The following is a 17,505-nucleotide window of genomic DNA, read 5'->3' on the forward strand; positions in this document are numbered from 1 at the left end:
ATGAGCATGTCAGTCCTCCCGCTTCGGCAGATCGGTGATCCGGTGCTGCGAACCCCCTCCTCCCCCGTCAGAGATCCAGCAGAAGCCCGCATCCACAGGCTCATCGACGATATGTACGCCACTATGGACGATGCCCAAGGAATCGGCCTCGCGGCACCGCAGGTCGGTGTCGGTCTTCGCATCTTCACCTGGAATGTCGAGGACAGCCGCGGTGCGGTGATCAACCCCAAACTGGAACTGAGCGGCGACCCGGCCTTCGTTCCGCGCTATGGGGAAGAGAACGAGGAGACCGTCCTGCGCGAAGGGTGCCTCTCCGTACCCAACGGTATTTACGGCCCCGTGGACCGCTATCCGCATGCAGTGCTGACCGGGGTCGGCCAAGACGCTCAAGCCATCCGCATCGAAGCAACCGGGCTGTTGGCAGCGTGCTTCCAGCATGAACTCGATCACCTCGACGGCACGCTCTTTCTCAATCGCCTCACCGGCGAGCACAAGAAGAAGGCCTACCGCGCCCTGCGAGAAGGGACGACGGTATGACTCGCATCGTATTTGCCGGAACCCCCGCGATCGCTGCCCAAGCCCTGCGAGGCATAGTGGATGCCGGGTTCGACGTCGTCGGCGTCCTGACCCGCCCTGATGCGCCCATCGGTCGCAAACGCACTCTCACGCCCTCCCCCGTCGCCCAAGAAGCAGAAGAAGCAGCAATCCCGACGCTGAAAGCCGAGAAGGTTGACGAAACAGCCACTGAACAGCTCACCCGCTGGCAGCCCACCCTCGGCGTCATTGTTGCCTACGGAGCACTGCTCCCCCGCGCGACCTTGGACATTCCCACCCACGGTTGGGTCAACCTGCACTACTCCGACCTGCCGAAGTATCGCGGCGCCGCTCCCGTCCAACACGCCATCCTCAACGGCGAGACGACCACAGCAGCCACGGTCTTCCAGCTTGAGGCCGGCATGGACTCCGGACCGCTGCACGGCAGAGCCGAATACGCCATCCCACAGATGACCTCCTCCGGCACTGCTCTCACCGAGCTCACCGACCTCGGGACCAGGCTGCTGATCGACCTGTTGCCCACGCTCCTGCAAGGCACCTCGCTGCCTGTTCCACAGGAGGGAGAACCCAGCTTAGCGCCCAAACTCACCCGCCAGGATGCCTTCATCGACCCCACTCAGCCTGCCGACGAGCTGGTGAATCGCATCAACGCCACCATTCCCGAACCCGGCGCATGGACGCTGCACGGGGACCACCGGATCAAACTGGGGGTGGCCCGCCGGTTCGACGGTGAAGCAGAAGGTGCTGCGGGCGATCTCCAAGCAGTCGGCCCCCAAGGCGGGGCAGTGCTCACCGCCGGAGACGGTCGCGGCGTCGTGCTCAGCCAGGTCCAACCCGCCGGAAAACAGATGATGAACACCACCGATTGGCTTCGCGGACAGCAGGAACGCGTCCGACTAGGGGGCAACCATGGCTAAGCGCCAGTACAGCAGGGCCGCACCGTCACAGCGCAGCCGCCGCGCCGACGCCGCCCGGGTGGTCGCATTCCGAGTCCTGCAGGCAGTGAGCGAAGAGGACGCCTACGCCAACTTGGTGCTGCCCCCAGCCATCCGTCGCGCCGCACTGAACAAGCGCGACGCCGGCTTCGCCACCGAACTCACCTACGGCACCCTGCGCGGGACGGGCACCTACGATGCCATCCTCAGCAGATGCGTCGACCGAGAGCTGTCCCAGCTGGACCGCCCCGTGCTGGACGCACTGCGCCTGGGCAGCCATCAGCTGCTCAATATGCGCGTCACCACCCACGCGGCCGTCAACGAAACAGTCGCCCTGGTCCGCGACCAGATCGGCACCGGCCCCTCCGGGCTGACCAACGCGGTTCTGCGTCGGGTAGCCGAGAAGTCGTGGGATGAGTGGCTGGAGACCATCACCTCCGACACCAGCGACGTCGAGGCACTCGCCCTGCGCCACGCCCACCCCGCGTGGGTGGTGCGCGCCCTGCGTCAATCATTGAAGCTTCACGGGCGGTCCGATGATCTCGAGGCGCTGCTGGACGCCGACAACGTCGCCCCGCAGGTACACCTGATCGGCCTGCCCGGCGTCTCCGGCGGCGAAGCGAATCTCGCCGCGGCCGTTGAGGCCGGAGCCGAACCGTCCCAGCTGCTGGATGGGGCGGCGAGCTTCAGCGGCGGAGACATCGGTCTTCTCCACGGGGTGCGCGAGGGGTCCCTGCGCGTGCAGGACATCGGCTCGCAGTGGGTCGCCCGTGCCTTGGCCCAGCCTGCTGTGCAGCCCGGCGAGCGCTGGCTGGACCTCTGCGCCGGCCCCGGCGGAAAGGCCGCGCTGCTGGCAGCACTGGCCTCCGAGTTCGACGTCCACCTCACCGCCAACGAACCCGCTCCCCACCGTGCCAAGCTGGTGGAGCAGGCCCTCGCCGCAGTTGATGACACAGCCTGGAGTGTCCGCACCGGAGACGGCCGCACCATCAGCGAGCTCGGAACCAGCTTCGACCGCATCATGGTGGACGCGCCCTGCACCGGGCTCGGTGCCCTGCGTCGTCGTCCCGAAGCCCGCTGGCGCCGGCAGCCCTCCGACCTCGCTGAACTGACGGCGCTGCAGCAGCAGCTGCTCGACGCGGGGGCCGACGCGCTCGCCCCCGACGGGCTGATGGCCTACGTGACCTGCTCACCGCACATGGCCGAGACCGTCGTCCAAGTCCAAGACGTGCTGCGCCGCCGCAGCGACCTGCACATCCTTGACGCTCACCAGGTCATGGCCGACCTCGCGCTGCCCGGCGGAGCCGAGGTGATGACCGCACGCCCCACCGCCGCAGACGACGTCGCCGCCAAATGTGTTCAGCTGTGGCCGCATATCCATGGCACCGACGCCATGTTCTTCGCCCTGCTGCAGAAGGAGCCCGTATGAGCGCTATTCACCCCAGCATCCTCTCGGCCGACTTTGCCAACCTCGCCCAGGAGCTGGCCCGCATCCCATCAGCCGACGCCGTCCACGTCGACGTGATGGACAATCACTTCGTGCCGAACCTGACCCTCGGCCTACCGGTGGTCAAAGCCATTCGTTCGGCCACCACACTCCCCCTGGACATCCACCTGATGATCGACGACGCCGACCGCTGGGCCCCCGAGTACGCCGAAGCCGGATGCGAGTCGGTCACCTTCCACATCGAAGCCGCCGCCCGGCCCGGGGCGCTCGCCCGGGACCTGCGGTCGCACGGTGCCCAAGCGGCGATGGCGGTCAAACCAGGCACCAGCCTGGAACCGCATCTGAAGATCCTCTCCGAACTGGACATGGTGCTGATCATGACCGTGGAGCCGGGGTTCGGAGGCCAGTCCTTCATGGAGAGCACACTGCCGAAGATCGCCGCCGCCCGGCGAGCGGCCGATGATCTCGGCGGCCACGTGGCAGTCCAAGTGGACGGCGGCATCAGCCGCGACACCATCCTGCGGGCGGCCGAGGCCGGGGCCGACACATTCGTGGCCGGCTCGGCCGTGTTCGGCAGCACCGACCCGGACGAGGCTGTCAGCGCCCTGCGGAGCATGGTCCGGGCAGAGAAGAACCGGTGACGGTCTCAACCTTCCCCTGAAGAGACCATCACCGGCCTGAGTGACCAGTCTACCGGAAACCGAAGCGCGGCTGCACCACCTTGGTGCCCGACTCGGTGGTTGCGTCCAACTCCTCACGGCGCAGCTGCTCCAGAGCGGACTCGAAATCATCCAAGTTGTCGAAGCCGCGGTAGACCGAGGCGAAGCGCATATAGGCGACCACGTCCAGGCGCTTCAGCGGCCCCAGGATCGCCAGGCCGACATCGTTGGCATCCACTTCGGCGTTGCCTGAGGCGCGGACCGACTCTTCGACCTCCTGGGCCAGCACGGCCAGATCGTCTGTGGAGACCGGCCGACCCTGGCAGGCCTTGCGGACTCCGTTGATCACCTTGGCCCGGTCGAACGGTTCGGCTGCCCCGGAACGTTTGATGACGCTCAATGACGTCGTCTCCACTGTGGTGAAGCGTTTTGAGCACTGCGGACAGTGGCGACGACGCCGGATCCCAGAGCCGTCCTCCAGTGAGCGGGAATCCACCACGCGCGATGAGTCGTGGCGGCAGTACGGACAGAACATAGTGGGCCTCCTCTCCCACCGAACAGTCTAGCTACTAGATATAGTGTCCACCAACTTTTCCGCCACAACATCTAGGGGTTCAGTGGTTCAGCTCTCCAAGCAGGTCGGCCCGAGTAGGACCTTCAGATCTCCATACAGCGCCGGTGAGGGGGTGACCTGGAAATCGTCGCCGAGTCGCATGAGTTCGACCTTGTGTCCGGAGAGCAGCTTGACATGGACTGCGGCGTTGCCGCGATGCGCCTTCAGCGTGCTGCCCAGCTCCGCAACGACCTTCTCAGTGGCCTTCTGCACCGGAACGCTGAGCACCACCGGGCCCGCTGTGCCGTCCTCCTGGGTGTCCAGGGCGGTGACGTCCATGGCTTTGAGCACCACCCCGCCGTCTTCGCGGCGGTCCACCTGGCCCTTGATGGCGACGACGAGATCCTCGGCGAGCACCATGGAGACCGCCTGGTAGGTCTTGCCGAAGAACATCACCTCCAGGGTGCCGACCAGGTCTTCGACCTCGGCCCGGGCGTAGGGGTTGCCCGACTTGGCGACTTTGCGCTGCAGGGAAGTGATCATTCCGGCGATCGTCACCGTGGCGTTGTCCGGCGGGCCGTCCTCACTCATCACCTGGGCGATCGAACGGTCGGCATGCTGGGCCAGTGTGCGCTCCAGCCCCTGCAGCGGGTGGTCTGAGACGTAGAGCCCCAGCATGTCGCGCTCAAAGGAGAGCTTATCCATCTTGTCCCACTCCGGCAGCTCGGGAACGCTGACCTGCAGGGCCTCGCCCAGGTCGAGGGCAGAGTCGCTGAACAGGTCGAACTGGTTCTCCGCCTCTTTGCGCTTCTGCCCGATGGACTGGTCAATGGCCTGCTCATGGACCGCCACCAGCGAGCGGCGAGTGTGCCCCATCTCGTCAAAGGCGCCGGCTTTGATCAGCGACTCCACTGTGCGCTTATTGCACACCTGGACCGGGACCTTCTTGAAGAAGTCACTGAAGGACTCATAGCGGCCCTGCTCCTGGCGCGCGGAGACCATCCCCACCACCACGTTGGAACCGACGTTGCGCACCGCACCCATGCCGAAGCGGACCGTGTCGTCACCGACCGGGGTGAAGTCCAGTGTCGACTCGTTGACGCTGGGCGGGGTCACGGTGATGCCCATCCGCCGGCACTCGGAGAGGTAGAGGGCCAGTTTGTCCCGGTTCTCCCCCACGCTGGTCAGCAGCGCTGCCATGTATTCGGCCGGATAGTTGGCCTTCAGGTAGGCCGTCCAGTACGCGATGAGCCCGTAGGCGGCCGAATGCGCCTTGTTGAAGGCGTAGTCGGAGAACGGCAGCAGGAGGTCCCACAGCGTCTGCGTGGCCTCCTGCGAGTAGCCGTTGCTCTTCATGCCCTCGAAGAACCCGACCTTCTGCTTGTCCAGCTCAGCCTTCTTCTTCTTGCCCATGGCCCGACGCAGAATATCGGCTTCGCCCAGTGAGTACCCGGCCGCCGCCTGGGCGATGGCCATCACCTGCTCCTGGTAGATGATCAGCCCGTAGGTGGTGTCCAGAATCTCGGCGAGCGGCTCCTCCAGCTCCGGGTGGATGCCAGTGACCTTCTGCTGGCCGTTCTTGCGCAGCGCGTAGTTGGTGTGCGAGTTCGCGCCCATCGGACCGGGTCGGTACAGCGCGATGGTCGCGGAGATGTCTTCGAAGTTGTCCGGCCGCATCTGGCGCAGCAGCGAGCGCAGCCCGGAGCCGTCGAGCTGGAAGACGCCCAGGGTGTCCCCGCGCGAGAGCAGCTCGTAGGCGGGCCGGTCCGTGAGGTCCAGGGTCTCCAGGTCGATGTCCTCATCCTTGTTCTGCCGGATGTTCTCCAGAGCATCCGAAATGATGGTGAGGTTTCGCAGCCCCAGGAAGTCCATCTTGATCAGACCCAGGGTCTCGCTGGTGGGATAGTCGAACTGGGTGATGATCGCGCCGTCCTGCTCGCGCTTCATCAGGGGGATGATGTCGATCAGCGGATCCGAGGACATGATGACGCCGGCAGCGTGTACGCCCCACTGGCGCTTCAGGCCCTCCAGGCCGGTGGCGACGTCGAAGATCTCCTTCAGCCGCGGATCGGTGTCCAGCAGCTCACGCAGCTCACCGGCCTCCTTGTACCGCGCACCGGCGTCGTCGTAGGTCTCAGCCAGCGGCATCGGCTTGCCCTGAGCGTCCGGGGGCATCGCCTTGGTCAGCAGCTCACCGGTGGCGAAGGGCTCGCCCATCACCCGGGCGGCGTCCTTCAGCGCCTGCTTGGACTTGATGGTGCCGTAGGTGACGATCATCGCCACCCGCTCATCGCCGTACTTGTTGACCACGTAGTCGATGACTTCGCTGCGCCGCCGGTCATCGAAGTCCACGTCGAAGTCGGGCATGGACACGCGGTCAGGGTTGAGGAACCGCTCGAAGTAGAGTCCGTGTTCCAGCGGGTTCAGGTCGGTGATGCGCATGGCGTAGGCCACCATGGACCCGGCGCCGGAGCCGCGGCCGGGTCCCACCCGAATGCCGTTCTCCTTGGCCCAGGTGATGAAGTCGGCGACCACCAGGAAGTAGCCGGGGAAGCCCATCTGGGTGATGACGCCGATCTCGTACTCCGACTGTCGGCGCACCTCGTCGGGGATCCCGGACGGGAAGCGGTAGGCCAGGCCCCGCTCGACCTCCTTGATGAACCAGGACTGCTCCGACTCCCCCTCCGGGACGGGGAACCGGGGCATGTAGGAGGCGGATTCGTTGAACTCCACCTGGCAGCGCTCTGCGATCAGCAGCGTGTTGTCGCAGGCTTCGGGGTAGTCGCGGAACAGGTGGCGCATCTGCTCGGCGGACTTCAGGTAGAACTCCTCGGAGCCGAACTTGAACCGCTTGGGGTCATCCAAGGTGGAGTTCGACTGCACACACAGCAGCGCCCCATGGGCTTTGGCATCGTGGGCGTGGGTGTAGTGCAGATCGTTGGTGGCGACCAGGGGGAGGTTCATCTCTTTGGCCAGGCGCATCAGGTCGGTTCGGGTCCGACGCTCAATCTCGATGCCGTGGTCCATGATCTCGCAGAAGAAGTTCTCCTTGCCGAAGATGTCCTGGAACTCGCCGGCGGCCTTCTTCGCCTCCTGATACTGGCCCTGGCGCAGCCGGGTCTGGATCTCTCCGGAGACGCAGCCGGTGGTGCCGATCAGCCCCTTGCCGTAGGTCTGGAGGATCTCGCGGTCCATGCGCGGCTTATAGAAGTAGCCTTCGGTGCTGGCCAGCGATGAGGCCCGGAACAGGTTGTGCATGCCCTGGGTGTTCTCAGCCCACATGGTCATATGCGTGTACGCGCCGGTGCCGGAGACGTCCTCGATGCCGTCACCGAACTTCACCCGGGTCCGGTCGGTGCGGTGGGTGCCCGGCGTCAGGTACGCCTCCAGGCCGATGATCGGCTTGACGTCGTAGTTCTGGGCAGTCTTCCAGAACTCGTAGGCGCCGAAGATGTAGCCGTGGTCGGTGGTGGCCACCGCCGGCATGCCCATCGCTTTGGTCTGGGCGAAGAGGTCCTCAATCTTCGCCGCACCATCGAGCATGGAGTATTCGGTGTGGTTGTGCAGATGGACGAAGCCCCTGCTCATCGGTCGCCTCCTGTGAGAATCTCAAGGGCCTGCCTCAGGTCCTGCGGATAGTCGCTGCCGAAGGTGATGTGCTCTGCGGTGACTGGGTGTGTGATGCTCAGCTCGGCCGCGTGCAGCCATTGTCGGGTCAGCCCCAAGCTGCTGGCAAGCTGCGGGTCCGCGCCGTAGGTCAGGTCACCGGCGCAGGGGTGGCCCAGCGCGGAGAAGTGCACCCGGATCTGGTGGGTGCGGCCGGTCTCCAATGTCACGTGCATCAGACTGGCCGAACCGTAGGCTTCGATGAGCCGGTAGTGGGTCCGGGCCTCACGGCCGCCCTCGACGACGGCGAAGCGCCAATCGTGTCCGGGGTGACGGGCAATGGGCGCATCGATGGTGCCCGCATAGGGATCGGGCAGCCCCTGCACCAACGCGTGGTAGGTCTTGGTAGGGGTGCGGTCGCGGAAGGCGTCCTTCAGCACGCTGTAGGCCCGCTCCGTCTTGGCCACCACCATCACTCCTGAAGTGCCCACGTCGAGCCGGTGCACGATGCCGCGCCGCTCCTGCGCGCCGGAGGTCGCAATCTCCACCCCTGCGGCCAGCAGTCCCCCGATCACCGTGGACCCCTGCCACCCGGGCGAGGGATGGGCGGCCACCCCCACCGGTTTGTCGACGACGACGATGTCTGCGTCCTGGTAGAGCAGATTCAGATCTTGCACGGCTTCCACCTTGATCGGGTCCTTCGGCGCAGGCACGGCCACCTGGATCAGTGACCCGGCCGGCAGCCGTTCCGACTTCTTCAACGGCGCTCCGGCGGCTCTGCCCTGCGTGCGGTCCTGTGCCCAGGTGACTCGCTGCTGGCCGATCCACTGGGCAGCCTCGCTGCGGGTGATCCCGCAGAGCATCGCGACCACTGCATCTGCCCGCTGGGCGTCGCCTTCCTCGGGGACGGTCAGCGTACTCATGATTCCTGCTCAGTCTGCTTCTTCGTCTCTCGGCTGCCGTCAACGTTGAGGCCGAAGAGCATCATGGCGCACAGTCCGATGATCGAACAGACGATGAACGAGTCGGCGATGTTGAAGATCGCGAAGTTCGGAACCGCGATGAAGTCCACCACGTGTCCCTGGCCGAACTGGTCGAACCCGGCCTCGACCAACGACGGCGGGCGAAACAGCCGGTCGGTGAGGTTGCCCGCGATGCCGCCGGCAAGTCCGCCCAGGCCCACGGTCCACAGCCATGAGCCACCGAGTCTGCGGGCATACCAGATCGTCACACACAGGACGGCGAACTGAATGAGGGTGAAGATCCAGGTGTGGTCGGTGCCGATGGAGAAGGCGGCGCCGGGGTTGAGGTGGTACTGCCAGTGAAGCACCGGCGGCACCGCCTCGATCCGCTCACCCAGGGTCATCGTTGATTCCACCCACCGCTTGGTGGCCTGGTCGAGGAGCCAGGCCGTCGCGGCGATGATGAGCGCTGCGAGAACGGCAGTGCGGCGGCTGGGGGCGGTAGTTTTCGGCACCAGTGAAGTCTACCGGTCCCGCTTATTCGGCGCCGGTGGTTTCCTTCTCGATGGACCCCTTGGCGTTAAGGTCGTTGAGCTGACCCTCGATGTAGTCCTTCAGCCGGGCGCGGTAGTCGCGCTCGAAGTTGGTCAGCTCGCTCACCCGGCTCTCCAGATCGGACTTCTTCCGCTCCAAGGCGTTCAGCGTGCGGGTGGAGGTCAGCTCGGCCTCTTCGATCATGTTCTCCGCACGAGTCTCAGCTTCGGTGACCAGCTCGGTGCGCTTCTGCTCTCCCTCAGTGATGTACTGCTCACGGGTCTGCTCACCCTCGGAGACCAGCTCGTCACGCTTGGCCGTGCCCTCGGTGATGAGCTCCTCACGCTTGGTCTCGCCCTCGGTGATCAGCTGAGTGCGCTGCTGTTCGCCCTGGGAGACATACTGGTCGTGCAGCCGCTGGGCCATGGCGAGCACCCCGGCCGCCTCAGCGGCGGGCTGATCAGCGTCTGCAGCGGCAGCCGGTGCCGGCGTCTCCTCCACCGGACGTTCTTGGGCCGGGCGGGTCCCCGGAGCGTAGTCGGTGTGCGCGGAGACGGCCGACTCTGCGGCAGGCTCGGTCTCCTGTGCCTCGTCCTGCTGCACCTCGTCCGGGACCGGCTCCACACTGCCGGTGACCTCGGCGGCGGTTCCGGTGTATCCGGAGAGCCCAGCATCTTTGAGCTCATCGGGCTCGACGTGCTCCGGTGAGTGATCCAGCTGGTCCTGCAGCGAGGAGACCTCAGCGCGGAGCTCCTCGTTCTCCTGCAGGAGTCGGCGCCATTCAACGACTACCTCATCGAGAAAGTCGTCGACCTCGTCCTTGTCCCAGCCGGGCCGGAACTTGGTCTCCGAGAAATCCTTGTTCAGGATATCTTCTGGCGTCAGAGCCATAGGAATGCCTCACCTCATTATCAGTGGCCGGAAATTGGCTGCGTGCAGTCTCGCGGGCCAGAATACCCCATCACCGGTTCAGCGATCGGAGCCGAACCTTCAAGCCCAGGTTCACGCGCCCCCGATGGAGGCCACAACGACTTTGCCGATGATGACCACCAAGAACAGGATGATGAACCCCATATCGAGCGACACTCCGCCGAGGTTCAACGGTGGAATGCGGCCCTGCAGCCATCGCATCGGCGGGTCGGTGATGCTGTAGATGCCCACGGCGAGCACCAGCACCAGCCCCTTGGGCTTCCAGTGGCGCGCGAAGGATTCGGTGATGTTGAAGATGATCCGAATGATCAGCGCGTACTGGTAGATGGTCAGCAGGATATAGATCGGAGCAGTGATGAGGTCCACAGCCGCCTACGCTACCTCAGAGTCTGGGTTCAGGACTGGTTGAAGAACGCGGCGTTCGCCTCTGGCTCAGCGGCAGCCTGATCCTCGGCCAGCACTTCGACGTTCTTCGGCGTCAGCAGGAAGACTTTGTTGGTGACCCGCTCGATGGATCCGCCCAGCCCGAAAACCAGTCCGGCTGCGAAGTCCACCAGGCGCTTGGCCTCCGCCTCGCCCATCTCCGTGACGTTCATGATGACCGGAATGTCCTCGCGGAAGGACTCGCCGATGATCTTCGCGTCATTGTAGGAGCGCGGGTGAACAGTGGTGATCTTTCGCATAGGTGAGCTCTCGTCGCGGGAGGAGGGGGCGCGCTTAATGGGGGTCACCGGGGCGCGGTAGTCGGGATCCACAGCCAGATTGGTGCCGTTGTACGAGCCCGCCGGGTCGGCGTCGTCGTGCTGCTGCTCATGCTTGCCAGCACGATCGGCGAGGGAGACGACGGCGCCGGTGGGCTGGGATGCGTGTGCGGCTGAGGCATGCGCCGCTGCGGGGCGGCTGTGGTCGGCGCCGGTCGCTGCGTGGGCGTGACTGCGCGCTGAGGGGGCTTCGTTGCCGAAGCTCTCCTCGTGATAATCATCACCATCGGCTAAGCCGAGGTAGATCATGGTCTTCTTGAATGCACCGGCCATGAGATTCTCCTGGGGAAGGTTTGTGTCGTTGTCACTGCGCGTGACCGAGACTACCGGTGCGCAGGCCTTTCCCCGAGGACATCACGCCCGATCCGCAGGTGTGTCGCACCGCAGGCGATGGCGTCCTCCAGGTCCTGACTCATGCCCGCAGAGACGGCGGTTGCCTGCGGGTGGATGCTGCGCAGCCGGCGGCTCAGGCGCTGCAGGCGTTCGAAGGCCGGGCGTGCGGGCTGATCCAGCGGGGCCACCGCCATCAGACCGGCCAGGTGCAGCGCGTCGGCGTCGGCGATCGCCTCAGCCAGGGCGTCGACGTCTGCCGGGGCGGCACCTCCGCGGCCGTCCTCGGCTGCCGGATCGCGCAGATCCACCTGGATCAGGCACTGCAGCGGGCGGGTGCGGTCACCGCGCTCCAGGGCGGCTGCTGCGGCCTTGGCCAGGGCGTTGGCGACCTTCAGCCGGTCCACCGAGTGCACGGCGTGGGCGTAGCGCGCCACCGACTTGGCCTTATTGCTCTGCAGCTGCCCGACGAAGTGCCACTTCAGATCCTGCAGGTGTGCGGTCTCCGCAGCCTTGGCCGCCGCCTCCTGGTCCTTGTTCTCCCCGACGTCGCGCAGACCCAAGCCGTGCAGGTGCTCCACATCGGCAGCCGGGAAGTACTTGGTGATCACGATCAGCTCGGGCCGGTCCTTGCGACCGGCAGCGGCGACGGCGCGATCGATGCGCCCGTGGACTGCGGTGAGCTTCTCTGTCAGTTCTGCGCTGCGCGATTGTGCCATCAGAACCAAACTATCCCAGCAAAGCGCCCCTGCGGGTCCCCGGTGCGCTGTGAGCGGCGGTGGGAGAACAGCTGCGGGTCCTCGATGGTGCACCCGGGAACATCGACGACGTCGGCTCCGGCGGACTCCAGGACGGTGCGGGCCTCGGCGCGCAGGTTCAGAGCGGGTGTCCCCCAGCTGGTGCGTGAGGCGATGCTCGGCCGGTTGACCGCCACGGCTTCGAGCATGTCCGCGGGAACTTCGTAGCAGCCTCCGCAGGCGCCGGGGCCGATCCAGGCGGTCACCGACTGTGCGCCGCGGGCGCGCATCGCAGCTGCGGTGCGCTCCAGGACGCCGGCCAGCAGCCCCTGCCGGCCCGCGTGTGCGGCGGCGGTGATCGGCCGGTGGTCACGGTCGATCCCCGCGAAGAGCACCGGCAGGCAGTCGGCGACCAGTACGGCCAGCGGGGCGGACGCGGTGCCGACCCATGCATCGGCTGTGGGGGCGGCCTCCCCGGCGGTGTCGGCGTCGCAGACCTCCGCTGAGTGGACCTGGTCCAGAAACCGCGGGGCGGCGCCCAGGTGCTGGGCCAGGTCGGCGCGGTTGGTCAGCGCCGCCTGGGAATCACCGATGTGGGTGGCTACGTTTCCGGCCTCCGCGGACGTGAAGGCGACGTGGACATCACCGGTGGAGTCGCTCCACCAGAACGGTGAGTCCACGTCGCCTGTCATGCGATGGGAAGGTTCGGCCAGAAGTCTTATTTCAGAAAGTCGGGGACGTCGAGGTCGTCGTCCTTCTTACCGGAGTAGTCGGATTCGATGATCTCCGGAAGCTCTTCCTCCTGCGTCTCCTCGACCCGCTGCTGCGGTGCGGTGTCCTGGGAGGCGGCCGCTGGGGCGGCTGCGGCGCCGGAGGTGGCCCCGGCCACCGGTGCCACCGGGCGCTGCGGCTGCGCGGGCGCCTGGTTGGCCGCCGGGGCGGCGGGCTTGGAGGTGGCGTCGGCGTCGTCGAATCCGGCGGCGATCACTGTCACGCGGGCCTCGTCGCCCAGGGCGTCGTCGATGACGGCGCCGAAGATGATGTTGGCCTCCGGGTGGGCCACTTCCTGGACCAGGCGGGCTGCCTCGTTGATCTCGAACAGTCCCAGGTCGGAGCCGCCCTGAATGGAGAGCAGCACGCCGTGGGCGCCGTCGATGGATGCCTCCAGCAGCGGGGATGCGATCGCCAGTTCGGCAGCCTTGATCGCACGGTCCTCGCCGTTGGCCGAGCCGATGCCCATCAGCGCCGAGCCGGCCCCCTGCATGACCGACTTCACGTCGGCGAAGTCCAGGTTGATCAGGCCGGGGGTGGTGATCAGGTCGGTGATGCCCTGCACACCGGAGAGCAGCACCTGATCTGCGGAGCGGAATGCGTCGAGCACCGAGACGTTCTTGTCCGAGATGGACAGCAGCCGGTCGTTGGGGATGACGATGAGCGTATCGACCTCATCGCGCAGAGCCTCGATGCCGGCGTCGGCGCTGGAGGCACGACGGCGACCCTCGAAGGTGAAGGGACGGGTGACCACACCGATGGTCAGCGCACCCAGGGAACGGGCGATGCGTGCGACCACTGGGGCGCCGCCGGTGCCGGTGCCGCCGCCCTCACCGGCGGTGACAAACACCATGTCTGCCCCGCGCAGGACCTCTTCAACCTCGTCGGCGTGGTCCTCGGAGGCCTGCCGTCCAACCTCGGGATTGGCGCCTGCACCCAGGCCACGGGTCAGGTCCCGGCCAACGTCGAGCTTCACATCGGCATCCGACATCAGAAGCGCCTGAGCGTCGGTGTTGATGGCGATGAACTCCACACCGCGCAGGCCCACCTCGATCATTCGGTTGACAGCGTTGACGCCGCCGCCGCCGATGCCGACGACCTTGATCACGGCCAGGTAGTTGTTCGGTGTTGCCACGTGAGTATGTCCCTTAGCTATTGAGAAGTCACAGATGCACGAAGACTCCCGACGGTCAGCAGAGTCGAGAACGACTCCTCACTGTCTTCCCCGTCTCCAGTGGGCCTGCTGCTGCCGAGGCAGTTCGCGGATGCCTCGGAAGCGGCAGACTCTGTCGACGTCGTCTCGGTCCGCATACACCGACCGGGAGTCTTCGTGACAGGAGTCATTCTTCAGCCCCACTGGGCCGAGGGGCAACGTTCAAGTTGAGCTTGAACCTTAGCCGTCCCGACTGGAGTCTTCAGTTGTTTCCCTACCCACACTACCTGCCGGAGGTGGGCTCACCGAGTAACTGGTGTGGTGGGCGTGGATATGTCGATCACTTCAGCTTCGGTGAAGGCCTCGTCCTCGGAGGCGAGGATAGCCTGCAGCACCGCCGCCTTCTCGGCACCGTCCTCATCGCTGCCCCAGACGATGGTGCGCCCGTCGGCGAGTTCCAGCTGCACCGAGTCGATGGACTCTGCGGCCGCGGACTCCAGCCTCCCGCGCGCCTGTTCGGGCAGCTCGCCCAGCACGGCGACGATCGCGTCGAAGATCGCCTCATCCTGCAGCGCGGCTTCAGACTCGATCAGCACCGCGGCGTGGTCACCGGCCTCCAACTGTTCGGGGCCGGCGAAGGTGCGGATCACCTCACCGTGTTCGTTGTAGAGCTCAACGTCCTGGTCCTGGTGGACTTCGGCCACCGGAAGGTGCTCGGTGATCTCGATGTGCAGGGTGTGGGGAAGCTCCAGGTGGGCCTCGACATCGGCGACGACGTTCTCCTCCTGCAGCCGCTGGCGCACCTCTGCGGTGCCCACCTGCGGCATGGGCTCCCCGTAGAGGTCGCCCAGCAGCTCATCGGTCCTCGCGTCGGTGAGCAGCTCGTTGCCGGTGATCTCCATATCCCGCACCGGCAGCAGTGGGGAGAAGTGCAGCACCGCCACCAGCCCGAGGAGCACTGCCAGCCCGGCCCCCAGGGCAGTCAGAACTCGACGACGACGCCGGCGGGCGGTGATGTTCTCCGGCTCGGGGAAGGACAGCGCAGAGTCGTGGGGAGAGCTCATCTGGGCCGGGGGTCCTCCAGCGGCCTCTGCAGCTCTGCCACAATCTCTGCGGCCAGGTGGGTGATGTCTCCGGCTCCGATGGTCAGCACAATGTCACCGGGTTCGGCCGTGCTGCGGATATGGGCCAGCGTGGCCTGGGCGCTGCGCACCGGGTGGCCCAGCAGTGCGGCACTCACCCCGGCGATCGGCTCTTCGCGGGCCGGATAGATCTCCAGCACCGATGCCGTGTCGGCGGCCTTCAGGGCTGCGCCGAACTCGGCGGCGAAGTCTCGGGTCCGGCTGAACAGATGCGGCTGGAAGACGGCGTGGACCCGGGCTGCGCCCGCCACGCTGCGCGCTCCGCGCAGCACAGCCGCCACCTCGGTGGGGTGGTGGGCGTAGTCGTCATAGACCCGGATGCCGCTGACCTCACCGCGCAGCTCGAACCGGCGTGAACTGCCGGTGTAGGCGCTCACCGCCTCCACCGCCGCGCTGAGGCTCAGTCCAGTCCGCAGGCCCACGGCCACTGCGGCTGCGGCGTTGAGCGCGTTGTGCTCACCGGGCACGTTCAGATCGGCTGCGGCACGCGCGCCCTGGTGGGTGAAGCTGATCCGCTGCCCGGCGGATGCGGCGGTGACCTGAAGGCGCAGATCGGCCTCAGACCCGAACCCATAGGTGAGGATTCTCACCTGCCGGGCAGCCAGTGCCCCGGTCACCCTCTGCTGCAGGGAGCGGCAGCCGGCGTCCTCGGCGCAGAGCACCAGGGCGCCGCCGTCGACGATGTTGGCGGTGAAGTCTGTGAAGACCTGTTCGACTGCCTCCGCGCTGCCGTAGTGGTCCAGGTGGTCCGGCTCCACATTGGTGACCACGGCCACTTCGGGGCGATAGTTCAGCAGGGAGCCGTCGGATTCGTCCGCCTCGGCGACGAACCACTCCCCCGCGCCCAGGGCGGCATTGGTGCCCAGTCCGGTGACGTCGGCGCCGACGGCGAAGCTGGGCTGGCGGCCGGCGGTGTGCAGCAGCACCGCAGCCATCGATGAGGTGGTGGTCTTGCCATGGGTTCCGGCGACTGCGACGGCGCGCTTGGAGGCCATGCAGGCGGCGAGCCCCTGCGAGCGGTGCAGCAGGGTGAGCCCGCCGGCTGCGGCGGCGTCGTACTCCGGGTTTCCGGCCGTGGCCACCGAGGAGGCGATCAGCGTGTCCACCCGGTGTCCGGCCTCGGCTTCCACCGATGCCAGGTTCTGGGCACTGTAGCCCACCCGCACCGGCACCCCGGCGTCGCGGAACTGCTCAAGCACCGGCAGGTCCTTGGCATCGGTTCCGGAGATCGGCACCCCGGCGGCGAGCATCAGCTTCGCCACGGCGGAGACCCCGACGCCGGCCAGTCCCAAAAAGTGGACGTGACCCAGCTCGTTGAGACCGCTCATGCGCTGACCTTCAGCGCGGCCCGTGCCATGCGCTGGTCGGCGTCGGTGATGCCGCGGTCGGCGGAGAGCTGCTGCATGGTCTGCAGCAGCCGCGGCTCGCGCAGCAGCGGCACAATATTGCGGCTGATCCAGTCCCGGGTGAAGTGTTCGTCCTTAACCAGCAGCGCACCGCCGGCGTCTACGTGTCCGCGGGCGTTGAGCTCCTGCTCGCCGTTGCCCACCGGAAGCGGCACGAAGACCGCCGGCAGCCCCACTGCGGCGACCTCGCAGACGGTGGCGGCCCCGCTGCGGGCCACCATGAGATCGGCTGCCGCATAGGCCAGATGCATGCCGTCCAGATAGTCCCGCTGGTGGTAGCCCGCAGCTGCCAGGGGCTCTCCGGCGCTGTCGGTGACGCGCTTATCGCGACCGGTCAGGTGCAGGATCTGGGCGTCGGTCTCCAGCAGGTCGGTCAGGGCGGCGGCCACGGCACGGTTGAGGTTCAGCGCCCCGGTGGAGCCGCCGGTGATCACCAGTGTGGTGCGTCCGGGGTCCAGGCCGAGCTCTTCGCGGGCTGAGGCGCGTGCCGCACTGCGGTCCAGCTGGGAGATCTCGGTGGACATCGGCATGCCGACCCACTGCGCACCTTTCAGCGGGGTGTCTTCGAAGGCGGTGCCGACGAAGGCCGCGGTGCGGGCGCCGAGGCGGTTGGCCAGTCCGGGCCGGGTGTTGGCCTCGTGGATGACTGTGGGGATTCCCAGTCGCTTCGCGGCAAGGTAGACGGGCGCGCAGACGTAGCCGCCCACTCCGATCACCACATCAGCGCGGCGGCGGCGCAGGATGTCAGCGGCTTCGCGGACGGCGGTGCGGAATCGTGCCGGAAGGTGAAGCAGGTCGCGGCTGGGCCGCCGGGGCATCGGGACTTTGTCGATCAGGTCCAGTTCGAACCCGGCCTGCGGCACCAGCCGGGTCTCCAGACCGGCAGCGGTGCCGATCATCGACACCCGGGCGGCGGAGTCAATCCCGGTGATGGCGTCCGCGATGGCGAGCATGGGGCTGACGTGGCCGGCTGTTCCGCCGCCGGCAAGCACGACTGTGGGAGCTGTCATCGGATAGGTGCCCT

17 protein-coding genes are annotated in these 17,505 nt (G+C 66.7%); 4 read left to right on the plus strand and 13 right to left on the minus strand.

Annotation, left to right across the window (positions count from 1 at the left end; translation table 11 throughout):
- Nucleotides 1-6: 6 nt before the first annotated feature.
- From def to rpe, 4 genes are read left to right on the plus strand one after another with little or no spacing between them, the layout of a single operon-like run.
- Entirely contained in the window at nucleotides 7-537 is a 531-nt protein-coding gene (gene def / locus FHX47_RS04920) for a peptide deformylase (protein WP_183357700.1), read from the plus strand.
- Nucleotides 534-1,472, plus strand: a complete 939-nt coding sequence (gene fmt / locus FHX47_RS04925; RefSeq protein ID WP_183357701.1) for a methionyl-tRNA formyltransferase — start codon at nucleotides 534-536, stop codon at nucleotides 1,470-1,472. The genes def and fmt overlap by 4 nt, the downstream gene beginning before the upstream one ends.
- The gene (locus FHX47_RS04930) at nucleotides 1,465-2,919 is read left to right on the plus strand and encodes an RsmB/NOP family class I SAM-dependent RNA methyltransferase (RefSeq protein WP_183357702.1); all 1,455 of its coding nucleotides are present in this window, start codon (nucleotides 1,465-1,467) and stop codon (nucleotides 2,917-2,919) included. Before fmt ends, FHX47_RS04930 begins: the two co-directional genes overlap by 8 nt.
- The gene (gene rpe, locus FHX47_RS04935) at nucleotides 2,916-3,578 is read left to right on the plus strand and encodes a ribulose-phosphate 3-epimerase (protein WP_183357703.1); all 663 of its coding nucleotides are present in this window, start codon (nucleotides 2,916-2,918) and stop codon (nucleotides 3,576-3,578) included. The genes FHX47_RS04930 and rpe overlap by 4 nt, the downstream gene beginning before the upstream one ends.
- A 49-nt stretch (nucleotides 3,579-3,627) precedes the next feature.
- Here rpe and nrdR read toward each other — a convergent pair whose 3' ends face one another.
- The 13 genes from nrdR to murG form a co-directional block, all read right to left on the minus strand.
- Nucleotides 3,628-4,131: a transcriptional regulator NrdR gene (gene nrdR, locus FHX47_RS04940; RefSeq protein WP_183357704.1), complete on the minus strand. Its 504-nt coding sequence runs from the start codon at nucleotides 4,129-4,131 to the stop codon at nucleotides 3,628-3,630.
- A gap of 87 nt (nucleotides 4,132-4,218) precedes the next feature.
- Nucleotides 4,219-7,737, minus strand: coding sequence for a DNA polymerase III subunit alpha (dnaE, locus tag FHX47_RS04945; RefSeq protein ID WP_183357705.1), 3,519 nt, complete (start codon nucleotides 7,735-7,737; stop codon nucleotides 4,219-4,221).
- Nucleotides 7,734-8,678: an RluA family pseudouridine synthase gene (locus FHX47_RS04950; RefSeq protein ID WP_183357706.1), complete on the minus strand. Its 945-nt coding sequence runs from the start codon at nucleotides 8,676-8,678 to the stop codon at nucleotides 7,734-7,736. Before FHX47_RS04950 ends, dnaE begins: the two co-directional genes overlap by 4 nt.
- Complete coding sequence (locus FHX47_RS04955; RefSeq protein ID WP_183357707.1) at nucleotides 8,675-9,232, minus strand: signal peptidase II; 558 nt, start codon at nucleotides 9,230-9,232, stop codon at nucleotides 8,675-8,677. Before FHX47_RS04955 ends, FHX47_RS04950 begins: the two co-directional genes overlap by 4 nt.
- A gap of 22 nt (nucleotides 9,233-9,254) precedes the next feature.
- Complete coding sequence (locus FHX47_RS04960) at nucleotides 9,255-10,142, minus strand: DivIVA domain-containing protein (protein ID WP_183357708.1); 888 nt, start codon at nucleotides 10,140-10,142, stop codon at nucleotides 9,255-9,257.
- A gap of 111 nt (nucleotides 10,143-10,253) precedes the next feature.
- A complete protein-coding gene (locus tag FHX47_RS04965; RefSeq protein ID WP_183357709.1) occupies nucleotides 10,254-10,547 on the minus strand; it encodes a YggT family protein in 294 nt (97 codons plus the stop codon).
- Between the two features lie 29 nt (nucleotides 10,548-10,576).
- Nucleotides 10,577-11,215, minus strand: a complete 639-nt coding sequence (locus FHX47_RS04970) for a cell division protein SepF (protein WP_183357710.1) — start codon at nucleotides 11,213-11,215, stop codon at nucleotides 10,577-10,579.
- A 50-nt stretch (nucleotides 11,216-11,265) separates the two neighbouring features.
- Nucleotides 11,266-11,991 carry a YggS family pyridoxal phosphate-dependent enzyme gene (locus tag FHX47_RS04975; protein WP_183357711.1) on the minus strand — a complete coding sequence of 242 codons (726 nt, stop codon included), beginning with the start codon at nucleotides 11,989-11,991 and terminating at the stop codon, nucleotides 11,266-11,268.
- Complete coding sequence (locus tag FHX47_RS04980; RefSeq protein ID WP_183357712.1) at nucleotides 11,991-12,701, minus strand: purine nucleoside phosphorylase YfiH/LACC1 family protein; 711 nt, start codon at nucleotides 12,699-12,701, stop codon at nucleotides 11,991-11,993. Before FHX47_RS04980 ends, FHX47_RS04975 begins: the two co-directional genes overlap by 1 nt.
- A 26-nt stretch (nucleotides 12,702-12,727) precedes the next feature.
- Nucleotides 12,728-13,915, minus strand: a complete 1,188-nt coding sequence (gene ftsZ, locus FHX47_RS04985) for a cell division protein FtsZ (RefSeq protein WP_183357713.1) — start codon at nucleotides 13,913-13,915, stop codon at nucleotides 12,728-12,730.
- A gap of 320 nt (nucleotides 13,916-14,235) precedes the next feature.
- A complete protein-coding gene (locus FHX47_RS04990; RefSeq protein WP_183357714.1) occupies nucleotides 14,236-14,997 on the minus strand; it encodes a cell division protein FtsQ/DivIB in 762 nt (253 codons plus the stop codon).
- Complete coding sequence (gene murC / locus FHX47_RS04995; protein WP_183357715.1) at nucleotides 14,994-16,403, minus strand: UDP-N-acetylmuramate--L-alanine ligase; 1,410 nt, start codon at nucleotides 16,401-16,403, stop codon at nucleotides 14,994-14,996. The genes FHX47_RS04990 and murC overlap by 4 nt, the downstream gene beginning before the upstream one ends.
- Nucleotides 16,400-17,491: an undecaprenyldiphospho-muramoylpentapeptide beta-N-acetylglucosaminyltransferase gene (gene murG, locus FHX47_RS05000; RefSeq protein ID WP_183357716.1), complete on the minus strand. Its 1,092-nt coding sequence runs from the start codon at nucleotides 17,489-17,491 to the stop codon at nucleotides 16,400-16,402. The genes murC and murG overlap by 4 nt, the downstream gene beginning before the upstream one ends.
- Between the last annotated feature and the right edge of the window lie 14 nt (nucleotides 17,492-17,505).

It is taken from the genome of Garicola koreensis, assembly GCF_014195445.1.
Classification (GTDB): Bacteria; Actinomycetota; Actinomycetes; order Actinomycetales; family Micrococcaceae; genus Nesterenkonia; species Nesterenkonia koreensis.

What these genes read in the sequence shown, in the direction of transcription:
- def (WP_183357700.1), top strand. Translation starts at nt 7, where the DNA reads ATGTCAGTCCTCCCGCTTCGGCAGATCGGTGATCCGGTGCTGCGAACC.
- fmt (WP_183357701.1), top strand. Translation starts at nt 534, where the DNA reads ATGACTCGCATCGTATTTGCCGGAACCCCCGCGATCGCTGCCCAAGCC.
- FHX47_RS04930 (WP_183357702.1), top strand. Translation starts at nt 1,465, where the DNA reads ATGGCTAAGCGCCAGTACAGCAGGGCCGCACCGTCACAGCGCAGCCGC.
- rpe (WP_183357703.1), top strand. Translation starts at nt 2,916, where the DNA reads ATGAGCGCTATTCACCCCAGCATCCTCTCGGCCGACTTTGCCAACCTC.
- nrdR (WP_183357704.1), bottom strand. Translation starts at nt 4,131, where the DNA reads ATGTTCTGTCCGTACTGCCGCCACGACTCATCGCGCGTGGTGGATTCC.
- dnaE (WP_183357705.1), bottom strand. Translation starts at nt 7,737, where the DNA reads ATGAGCAGGGGCTTCGTCCATCTGCACAACCACACCGAATACTCCATG.
- FHX47_RS04950 (WP_183357706.1), bottom strand. Translation starts at nt 8,678, where the DNA reads ATGAGTACGCTGACCGTCCCCGAGGAAGGCGACGCCCAGCGGGCAGAT.
- FHX47_RS04960 (WP_183357708.1), bottom strand. Translation starts at nt 10,142, where the DNA reads ATGGCTCTGACGCCAGAAGATATCCTGAACAAGGATTTCTCGGAGACC.
- FHX47_RS04970 (WP_183357710.1), bottom strand. Translation starts at nt 11,215, where the DNA reads ATGGCCGGTGCATTCAAGAAGACCATGATCTACCTCGGCTTAGCCGAT.
- FHX47_RS04975 (WP_183357711.1), bottom strand. Translation starts at nt 11,991, where the DNA reads ATGGCACAATCGCGCAGCGCAGAACTGACAGAGAAGCTCACCGCAGTC.
- FHX47_RS04980 (WP_183357712.1), bottom strand. Translation starts at nt 12,701, where the DNA reads ATGACAGGCGACGTGGACTCACCGTTCTGGTGGAGCGACTCCACCGGT.
- FHX47_RS04990 (WP_183357714.1), bottom strand. Translation starts at nt 14,997, where the DNA reads ATGAGCTCTCCCCACGACTCTGCGCTGTCCTTCCCCGAGCCGGAGAAC.
- murC (WP_183357715.1), bottom strand. Translation starts at nt 16,403, where the DNA reads ATGAGCGGTCTCAACGAGCTGGGTCACGTCCACTTTTTGGGACTGGCC.
- murG (WP_183357716.1), bottom strand. Translation starts at nt 17,491, where the DNA reads ATGACAGCTCCCACAGTCGTGCTTGCCGGCGGCGGAACAGCCGGCCAC.